Genomic DNA, 6,024 nt, shown 5'->3' with positions numbered 1-6,024 from the left:
GTCCAGACGACGGCATAGAAGGCGATCTCGATGCCGAGCGTCCAGTAGACGCTGTCCACCCATGGCGCGTAAGGGGCGAACAGGCCGGTGCGGACGAGCCTGACGACGGCATCGGTCGGCCAGCTGAGGCCGACGATCAAAAGCACCGCCGCAGTGACCGGCGCACAGATCCACACGGCCGGCGCCAGCCGTTTCACCCTGGCTTCGAAAACCGCAGGGGTGTCGACCTTTCGGCGCTGAAGGCGATGACGAAGCCGCTGATGACGAAGAAGATCTGGACGCCGACCCAGCCGGATTCGACCCAGGCGCCTATTGCCGGCTGCGGGGGAACGCCGCCCGTGGCGCGCGCCGAAACACCGTCAGGATACGCCCACACCCAGAAGCCATAGTGGTAGACCATGACCATGACGGCGGCGAGAAAGCGCAGGATGTCGACGCCGCCAAATGTAATCTTCTGCTGAGCCATGCGACCTTTGTCGATGGCCCCCCGCGAACGACTTTAGGGTGCATTGCTGCGTCGCACAATAAAAGTATTGCTTGCCGATCGAAAAGGTCGTCCGCGGCCCACCTTCAGTGGCTCAAAGGCCGATCCCACGTTCCTTCAGCGCCGCAGTGATCTCGTCGAGGATGACCGGATCGTCGATGGTTGCCGGCATGGCCCATTCCTCCTTGTCGGCGATCTTCTGCATGGTGCCGCGCAGGATCTTGCCCGATCGCGTCTTGGGCAGGCGCTTGATCGTCACCACCGTCTTGAAGGCGGCGACCGGGCCGATGCGTTCGCGCACCAGGCCGACCACCTCGTTCTCGATGGAGCCGATATCGCGGGTCACACCCGCATTCAGCACCACGAAGCCCAGCGGAACCTGGCCCTTCATGGCGTCGGCAATGCCGATGACCGCGCATTCGGCGACATCGGGATGGGCCGAAAGCACCTCTTCCATGGCGCCGGTTGACAGGCGGTGGCCGGCGACATTGATGATGTCATCGGTGCGGGCCATGACGTAGAGATAGCCGTCCTCGTCGACCATGCCGGCATCCGCCGTCTTGTAGAAGCCGGGGAACTCGTCGAGATAGGCTTGGCGGAACCGTTGATCGGCATTCCACAGCGTTGGCAGGCAGCCGGCCGGCAGCGGCAGTTTGATCACCACATTGCCCAGCGTGCCGCGCTTCACCTCATGGCCAGCATCGTCGAGCACGCGGATGTCGTAGCCGGGCATCGGCACGCCGGGCGAGCCGTATTTCACCGGCAGCAGGCCAAGGCCGGCGGGATTGATCGTCATCGGCGAGCCGGTCTCTGTCTGCCACCAATGGTCGACCACAGGCACATTCAGCTTCTGCTCCGCCCATTTGATGGTTTCCGGGTCGGCGCGCTCGCCGGCAAGAAACAGCGTGCGGAACTTCGAGAGGTCGTGTTTGGCAATGAACTCGCCCTTCGGGTCCTGCCCCTTGATGGCGCGGAATGCGGTCGGCGCGGTGAACAGCGCGACCACGCCATGCTCCGCTATCACCCGCCAGTAGGTGCCGGCATCGGGCGTGCCGACAGGCTTGCCCTCGAACAGGATGCTGGTGCAGCCATGCAGCAGCGGTCCGTAGACGATGTAGGAATGGCCGACCACCCAGCCGACATCGGATGCCGCCCAGAACACCTCGCCCGGCTTGACGCCGAACTCGTTTTCCATCGTCCATTTCAGTGCGACCATATGGCCGCCATTGTCGCGCACGATGCCCTTGGGCTGCCCGGTCGTGCCCGATGTGTAGATGATGTAGAGCGGATCGGTGGCAAGCACCGGCACGCAGTCGACATTGGCGCCCGCTGCCCGTTCGCGGGCGACGGCATCGGCGTAGTCGATGTCGAAATGCTCCTTCAACTCGCAGCGCAACTGGTCGCGCTGCAGGATCAGGCAGGCGTCCGGCTTGTGGCGGGAGATCTCGATCGCCTTGTCGAGCAACGGCTTGTAGGCAACGACGCGGCCTGGCTCCAGGCCACAGGATGCCGAAATGATCAGCTTCGGCCTGGCATCGTCGATGCGGGTGGCAAGCTCATGCGAGGCGAAGCCGCCGAAGACCACCGAATGCACCGCGCCGATGCGGGCGCAGGCGAGCATGGCGATGGCCGCCTCGGCCACCATCGGCATGTAGATGATGACGCGGTCACCCTTGCCGATGCCGCGGTTCTTCAGCACCGAAGTCAGCGCGACGACCTCGCGCTTCAGCTCGGCATAAGTGAACTTTTTCACGGTTCCGGCAATCGCACTGTCATGGATCAGCGCGATCTGGTCGGCGCGGCCGCCGGCGACGTGGCGGTCGATGGCATTGTAGCAGGTGTTGCAGGTGGCGCCGGTGAACCAGCGGCCATAGACACCGGCATTGGCGTCGAACACCTTGTCCCAGGGCGAATACCAGTCGATGGCGCCGGCCGCATCCGCCCAGAATTGTTCCGGATCGCGTTTCCAGCCTTCATAGACCTCGTGATAGCGTGAAGCCATCCATACCTCCCCGGGAAATGTTTTTCTTCCTTCCAGATAGCGCGCTCTACCCTTGGCCGCAAATCCACGCCATTGTGACGACGGCATCGACCTGGCGCTTGGGGGCAAGCAGTTATGAACTGCGAGACGGGACTGGGGTGGTGATGTCTGCTGCTGTGCGGATCATCGGGCGCTTTTCGCTATCATCGGTCATGGGCGCCGTACTTGCTATGTCCACCGGAACCGCTGAAGCCGGCGATGCCGCGGCACGGCACATCATCGGCTTTTCGCCGGATGGCGCTTATTTCGCCTTCGAGCAATATGGAACGCTCGACGCCGGCGCCTCGGACTCCGGCTGGTCTGAGATCGACGTCATCGATACCCGTACGGATCGGTTCGTTGGCGGTAAGCCGATCCTCGTCGTCGATGAGACGGAGGAGGCGACACTGACGCTGGAGCAGGCGAGGGCGCAGGCCGCCGCTCAGGCGGCGCCCATTCTCGCCCATTATGCAATCACATCCCCAGCCGAGCAGACAGCGTCCGACAAATTCACCTTTCCGGGTGAAATGGTTGCCTACAACGACATCTCCCGCCTCGAACAGGTGTCGCAGAAATGGCTGTCGCCGCTCCATGGCGAAACGGGCGTTTCGACCATCCAGCTCGACGAGATCCTGGCAGCCAGCACGAGCGATTGTTCGGCGAGTTTCGCAACGACGGAGCAGCGCGACACATCTGGCAAGGCACTCGGCTTCCGGCTGACGCTGCAAGGCCAGGACGGCAAGCCGTTCAAGATCCTGCACGAGGACAAGACCGTGCCGGGCTCAAGAAACTGCCCGACCTCCTACAGCCTGTCGGAATCCTACGAACTTACCCCGGCCGGCAAGCCGGCGGTGATCGTTGTGCTGGTGCAGCGTTTCAGCCAGGGTTTCGAGGGGCGCGATCGCCGCTTCCTCGCGGTGACCGGGGAGCCACGCTGAGAGGTCACGCCCAAGCGCTGGCAGCCGATCTGTCTGAAGGTTGTTTCTAGATCGGCAGGGCCACAAGCATGAGGCCAATGCCGCCAGCGATCAAAATGGCTGTCGCCAGCGCTTTTCTATGACGTTCGAAGCTCGTCGGAGCTCGCTCCCAATTGTAACGCATACGCTATCTCCCCAATACCCAGGCAGGTTTTACCTTACTTAGGGGAAGAAATGCAACGTCCGCTGCCGGCAGCCCGCTGTTTGTCACGTTTCATCGATAACTATTTCTGGGCCGAATGCGGCCGGGAAGACGCAACCGAGCAGGTTCTAACGCGACTGGCGCGGAGAATCTGTCAGCAAGGCCGTTGGTCCGTGCACCGGGCTCCCGTGATCGGCCGATAGACAGCGCTCCACCTCCGCGCTATCTGATTTCCGGGATGAGCATGGCTTGGAGGGGGCGTGGTGGAAATAGTCTCTGGAACCGTTCTGCGGCTGGCCGAGGATGCCTCGGTGCAGCATGTGGGCGATGGCGCAGTCGTGCTTTTGGCGCGCAGCGGCCAGCTCTATACATGCAACGGCACGACCGAAGCCTTTCTCGACAAGGTGGACGGCGCGCGCAACCTCGACCAGATCGTCGACCTGCTGTGCGAGGAGTTCGAGGTCGACAAGGGGACGCTCGATCAGGACATGGCGGCACTGGCCACGGATCTGATCTCGGAAGGTATCCTCGCCGCGCCAGGTGCTTGATGGCTGACGGCCCGCTCCTGCGCGCTCTTTTTCGCTGCCATCTCTGGGCGAGCGCGCGGCTGATGCCGGTCCTTGTCACCAACCGGAGCTTCGAGGAGGTGCTCAGATGGGCGCCGCTCGCCTCGTCGACGCCCTATCGCGGTCTGCCGTCCGCCTACATCGTCGAGAGCGTCAACCGCACGGTCCGCCACCCCTGGCTGATGCGTGACCGCAGGTGCTTGAGGGAAGGTCTGCTCGGTCATCGTTTCCTGCGACTAGCCGGCTTCGATCCGGACCTGCGCTTCGGCGTCGAACCGCAGTCGATGCAAGCGCAGCGTCTATCGGCGCATTGCTGGGTCTGCCTCGACGGCAAGCCGGTGGTCAGCGACAAGCTTCCCGGCATGGTCGAGATCTATCGTCATCATGCCGATGCCGTAAAGGCGCGTCCCGCTTGACCAGACCTTCAGCCTGCTATGGCCTCAACGGCCTGATCCTTGGCATATCGGCCGAGCGCTCCGAGCTGTGGCAGGATTTCGACCGGATGCTGGGCAGCCTGCGCATAGGGGAACCCGTCGCGCCGGACTTTCGTCTTGAGATCACCGAAACAGACACGCTGGACGAGACACCCAATGGATCCCTGGTCTTCGATGGCGAGGTGCCGGAGGATGGTCCCTGCCGGATGATCGAGGATGGCGGCATTGTCCATCTGGTCTTTCCCGGGCGCCAAACCGTTGCGATCAATGGTGGGGAAGGTTGGGCCGAACTCCGGATTAGCACCGGTACGAAAGCCGCCTGGACGCCGTCGATGTTGGTCCTGGATGCCGCGCTCGACGCCGGTGGCCAGCATATGCTGCATACGGCCGGGCTGACCTTGCCTGACCGCGATGCGGTGGTGCTGATCCACGCCCCGAGCGGCACCGGCAAGACCACGACGTCGCTGGCGCTGGCAACACAGGGCTTTGGCCTCTGCTCCGACGACGCCATGATCCTGAATGTCGCTTCGGGCAAGGTTGTAGCCTGGGGCTTGCCGCGCGCCGTCAAAATCCACCGGAAGACTGCCGAAATGATCCCGCAGGTGGCGCCATGCCTTGGCCAGACGTGGGATCGCAACGGCGAACAGCCGGTCTCGTTAGAACGGTTGGGCGGTATCATCCGGGTGGAAAACGCATCCGCCCGGCCGGTGGCGGCGCTTCTGCACCTGGCGCGTTCCGCCGACGGGCAGACCCGGCTCGTCGCCATGGCCAGGACCGACGCGATGGTGGCGCTGGCAGTCGACAATGTCCGCACCGGCATGACCGGGCTGCTGCCGATGCAGAAGCGCAGGCTGGCGACCATCGCCGGGCTGGTCAATGCGGTGCCGACCTTCCAGCTCGAAGTAGGCGCGCGCCCGGCTGACGCTGCGGCGCTGATCCGCGGCACCCTGGATTGACGTCAAGTCAGGCTACTTGCGGCCTGGCCTTGGCCAATCTCTGAATCCACCGGAAGGCGTCGCGGCGCAGGCGCGAGCCCAGTCTGTCCCTGGAATTGACGCCAAGCAGCGTATTCGTTGTGATCAGCCGCCTGGCCAGCCGTATGGAGAGGTCGGGCTTGATGCGGCCGGCGAGTTCGAGCGCGCGGCTCTCGTCGAACAGCTGGCCGGTCACATTGAGCACGATTGCCAACTCCAGTTCGATGCCGGTCATACGGGCAGCGTCGAACAGGCGTGCTTCCGCTTCGGGTGATTGCAGCGCCCGCACGCCTTGCAGCACGTCCACGCAAAGCTGCAGGCGGTGGAATTTGTGGCCGCCGGCGGCGTGCACGATGGCGATCGTTAGAAGAGCCGCCGGCGGCCACAAATTCCACCGCCTGCAGCTTTGCGTGGACGTGCTGCAAGG

General features: G+C 63.6%; 6 protein-coding genes and 2 pseudogenes. 4 read left to right on the top strand and 4 right to left on the bottom strand.

Annotation, left to right across the window (positions count from 1 at the left end):
• The 3 genes and pseudogenes from EN884_RS39715 to EN884_RS22130 form a co-directional block, all read right to left on the bottom strand.
• Positions 1 to 197: pseudogene (locus EN884_RS39715) on the bottom strand (acyltransferase); the annotation flags it as partial.
• Positions 194 to 466, bottom strand: coding sequence for an acyltransferase family protein (locus EN884_RS39710; RefSeq protein ID WP_245491967.1), 273 nt, complete (start codon positions 464 to 466; stop codon positions 194 to 196). The pseudogene EN884_RS39715 and the gene EN884_RS39710, both read right to left, overlap by 4 nt.
• Positions 467 to 578: 112 nt before the next feature.
• On the bottom strand, positions 579 to 2,486 hold the full coding sequence (locus EN884_RS22130; RefSeq protein ID WP_063169890.1) for a propionyl-CoA synthetase: 1,908 nt from the start codon (positions 2,484 to 2,486) through the stop codon (positions 579 to 581).
• Positions 2,487 to 2,695: 209 nt separating this feature from the next.
• Here EN884_RS22130 and EN884_RS22125 point away from each other — a divergent pair, with 209 nt between their 5' ends.
• From EN884_RS22125 to EN884_RS22110, 4 genes are all read left to right on the top strand, one after another.
• Entirely contained in the window at positions 2,696 to 3,442 is a 747-nt protein-coding gene (locus tag EN884_RS22125; protein ID WP_244514258.1) for a DUF2259 domain-containing protein, read from the top strand.
• Positions 3,443 to 3,883: 441 nt separating this feature from the next.
• Positions 3,884 to 4,171: a PqqD family protein gene (locus EN884_RS22120; RefSeq protein ID WP_032898709.1), complete on the top strand. Its 288-nt coding sequence runs from the start codon at positions 3,884 to 3,886 to the stop codon at positions 4,169 to 4,171.
• Positions 4,171 to 4,605, top strand: coding sequence for a lasso peptide biosynthesis B2 protein (locus tag EN884_RS22115; RefSeq protein ID WP_063169891.1), 435 nt, complete (start codon positions 4,171 to 4,173; stop codon positions 4,603 to 4,605). Before EN884_RS22120 ends, EN884_RS22115 begins: the two co-directional genes overlap by 1 nt.
• On the top strand, positions 4,602 to 5,579 hold the full coding sequence (locus EN884_RS22110; RefSeq protein WP_063169892.1) for a hypothetical protein: 978 nt from the start codon (positions 4,602 to 4,604) through the stop codon (positions 5,577 to 5,579). The genes EN884_RS22115 and EN884_RS22110 overlap by 4 nt, the downstream gene beginning before the upstream one ends.
• A 7-nt stretch (positions 5,580 to 5,586) precedes the next feature.
• Here EN884_RS22110 and EN884_RS22105 read toward each other — a convergent pair.
• Positions 5,587 to 6,024 (bottom strand): annotated as a pseudogene (locus tag EN884_RS22105) (hypothetical protein); the annotation flags it as partial.

It is taken from the genome of Mesorhizobium sp. M7A.F.Ca.AU.001.01.1.1, assembly GCF_004022735.1.
Taxonomy (GTDB): domain Bacteria; phylum Pseudomonadota; class Alphaproteobacteria; order Rhizobiales; family Rhizobiaceae; genus Mesorhizobium; species Mesorhizobium ciceri.
This window is presented reverse-complemented; position numbering and strand designations above follow the sequence as displayed.

Coding starts and splice junctions, on each gene's coding strand:
- EN884_RS39710 (WP_245491967.1), bottom strand. CDS start 466: ATGGCTCAGCAGAAGATTACATTTGGCGGCGTCGACATCCTGCGCTTT.
- EN884_RS22130 (WP_063169890.1), bottom strand. CDS start 2,486: ATGGCTTCACGCTATCACGAGGTCTATGAAGGCTGGAAACGCGATCCG.
- EN884_RS22125 (WP_244514258.1), top strand. CDS start 2,696: ATGTCCACCGGAACCGCTGAAGCCGGCGATGCCGCGGCACGGCACATC.
- EN884_RS22115 (WP_063169891.1), top strand. CDS start 4,171: ATGGCTGACGGCCCGCTCCTGCGCGCTCTTTTTCGCTGCCATCTCTGG.